The sequence below is a fragment of the Clostridium sp. genome, from assembly GCF_051650885.1.
In the GTDB taxonomy this organism is placed as follows: Bacteria; Bacillota; Clostridia; order Clostridiales; family Clostridiaceae; genus Clostridium.
The window spans coordinates 1-2,460 of sequence record NZ_JBOFRG010000199.1 but is presented as its reverse complement, the minus strand read 5'-3'; the positions used below and the strand labels follow the sequence as shown (position 1 = coordinate 2,460).

Genomic DNA, 2,460 nt, shown 5'->3' with positions numbered 1-2,460 from the left:
TTATTTTTTTCTTTTACTATAACTATACAAAAGCCAATTACTCCAACTATTGTTAATAATTCAATAGCCATAATATATTTTAGTACACTTTCATCCATAATTCCAAGTGTTACAAAATTAGTTAATGTAAATACTATTAAAACTGGTAGCATAGTAAGTGCAAGCATTATGCTTAAAAGCTTTTTAGTTTTTAAATTTGCTTTATATGAACCTTCTTTGTTTTTAGGATCAATTTTCATTGTGCTTTTATACATTAAAATATCTGATCCTATATAAATTAAAATAAGTAGTACTATTGTACCCATCATTATATATACTCCACCAGACCCTTTATCTGTCCATCCATCTGCTACACCACTAAAGTTAAAGTGTGTTGGTATCTTTTCTGGCAAATCATTGTATCTAGTTATTATTTCATATCCATTTATAAAAATAAATATAAAAGCTATTCCTATATAGTAAATAATTCTACCACTACTAAGTTTAACTTTCTCTAAAACTGCAACTGTCTTAGGCTTTTTATAAACTATATTAGTTTTTTTAGCCTCTAACACAAATTTATGCATTTTTGCACTTATAACAAAGTTAACACCAATATAAAGAAGTATTCCAATTGGAAGTAACCATTCACTCTTTAAAATTCCACCTAATACAACAATTAAAATAAATATAATTCCTGTACTTATATTTATCTTTTTATATTTTGTAATTATTCCACTAAAAGGCTCTTCAATCTTTTGTTCCTCTTCAACAACACATCCAAACAAAATTCCTTTTCTCCCCTTTATAGGCAAATAATTATTCATAGCTATTAAAACTACCATTACTAAGAAAATTATAAAAATCTCACTATCCATTTCTATCTCTCCCTTTTAAAGTTTTTAAAATTATCTAAAACCTTTTCCACAATCTCATCTTTAGAGATTCCCATTAAAAATGCCTCTGAAAGTATAAGTTTAAGCTTCTCTTCAAACTCTTCTTTATACGCTTCTCTTTCACATACATCAATCATTGCCCCTGTTCTTCTATCAATTTTAACAAAGCCCTCATCCTTTAGTAAATTATAAGCTTTATTAATAGTGTGTAAATTAACTTCAATCATAGAAGACATCTGCCTAACTGACGGTAAACTATCACCATTTTTTAAATTACCTATTGCTATAGATCTAACTATTTCATTTCTTATCTGCAAATAAATTGGAATATCACTATCAAACTCAACATCTATAAACATTAAACTCCTCCTCAATTATTGTTATACATATAATATAACATAAGTGTTAAAGATTCGATACACTATTCCTTAAAATTCAAAAGAAAAAAAACTGGCCCAAGCCAGTTTTCTCCTAAATTCTAAATTTAAAATTTTTCATTCTTAATTCCAACTACTTCTTACTAGCAAAATCAATACGTTCCATTGCACGACTAAGGGCTAACCTTGTCCTTAATTCATCTATACCTTCATTGCTATATTTCTCATCTTTTAATTTGCTTTCTGCCTTTTCTTTAGACATTTCAGCTCTCTTAACATCGATTTCTTCTTTAGTTTCTACAGTATCTGCACATAAAACTACAGTTCCATCTTTAACTTTTAAGATTCCCCCAGATGCAAAGTATTCTAATACATTGTTATCATCTGTTGTTATTGTAAGTTTTCCTGGAAGTGTTGGTGTAATTAAATTTTCATGTTCTGCTAAGATTGAAAATTCTCCATTTGAATTTTTCAAGCTTATCATTGATGTTTCTTTATCATATATCTTTTTATGTGGTGTTATAACTAATAGATTGAATCCATTCATATTTATCACCTACTCTTGTATGCTCTTAGCTTTTTCTATAGCCTCATCTATACTACCTACAAAAAGGAATGCTGACTCTGGAAGATCATCATGTTTACCTTCTAAAATCTCTTTAAATCCTCTTATTGTTTCTTTAACTGGAACATATCTTCCCTTCATTCCTGTAAACTGTTCTGCAACAGTAAAAGGTTGTGATAGGAATTTCTCTATTTTTCTAGCTCTTGAAACTACAACTTTATCTTCATCAGATAGCTCGTCAACTCCTAAGATAGCTATGATATCTTGAAGTTCTTTATATCTTTCTAAAATATTTTTAACCTTTGATGCTATATCATAATGTTCTTGACCTACTATTCTAGGATCAAGTAATCTTGATGATGAATCTAGAGGGTCAACAGCTGGATATATACCTTTTTCTGAAACTGCTCTTGATAAAACTGTTTTAGCATCAAGGTGACTGAATGTTGTAGCTGGTGCTGGGTCAGTTAAGTCATCGGCAGGTACATAAACTGCTTGAACTGATGTAATTGAACCTTGTTTAGTTGATGTGATTCTCTCTTGAAGAGCTCCCATCTCTGTTGCTAGTGTTGGTTGATATCCAACGGCTGATGGTATTCTTCCAAGTAAGGCAGAAACCTCTGACCCTGCTTGTGAATATCTG

4 protein-coding genes are annotated in these 2,460 nt (G+C 29.9%); all 4 read right to left on the bottom strand.

The genetic code is table 11. The features are described 5' to 3' along the window. A partial coding sequence (locus ACRC28_RS09505) for a DUF1648 domain-containing protein (protein WP_438543212.1) occupies positions 1-857 on the bottom strand: 857 nt, incomplete at its 3' end. Positions 858-859: 2 nt separating this feature from the next. Beyond that, positions 860-1,234, bottom strand: coding sequence for a GntR family transcriptional regulator (locus ACRC28_RS09500; protein WP_438543211.1), 375 nt, complete (start codon positions 1,232-1,234; stop codon positions 860-862). A gap of 151 nt (positions 1,235-1,385) precedes the next feature. Beyond that, a complete protein-coding gene (atpC, locus tag ACRC28_RS09495; protein ID WP_438543210.1) occupies positions 1,386-1,799 on the bottom strand; it encodes an ATP synthase F1 subunit epsilon in 414 nt (137 codons plus the stop codon). Between the two features lie 9 nt (positions 1,800-1,808). After that, a partial coding sequence (locus tag ACRC28_RS09490) for an ATP synthase beta subunit C-terminal domain-containing protein (RefSeq protein ID WP_438543209.1) occupies positions 1,809-2,460 on the bottom strand: 652 nt, incomplete at its 5' end.

Coding starts and splice junctions, on each gene's coding strand:
- atpC (WP_438543210.1), bottom strand. CDS start 1,799: ATGAATGGATTCAATCTATTAGTTATAACACCACATAAAAAGATATAT.
- ACRC28_RS09500 (WP_438543211.1), bottom strand. CDS start 1,234: ATGTTTATAGATGTTGAGTTTGATAGTGATATTCCAATTTATTTGCAG.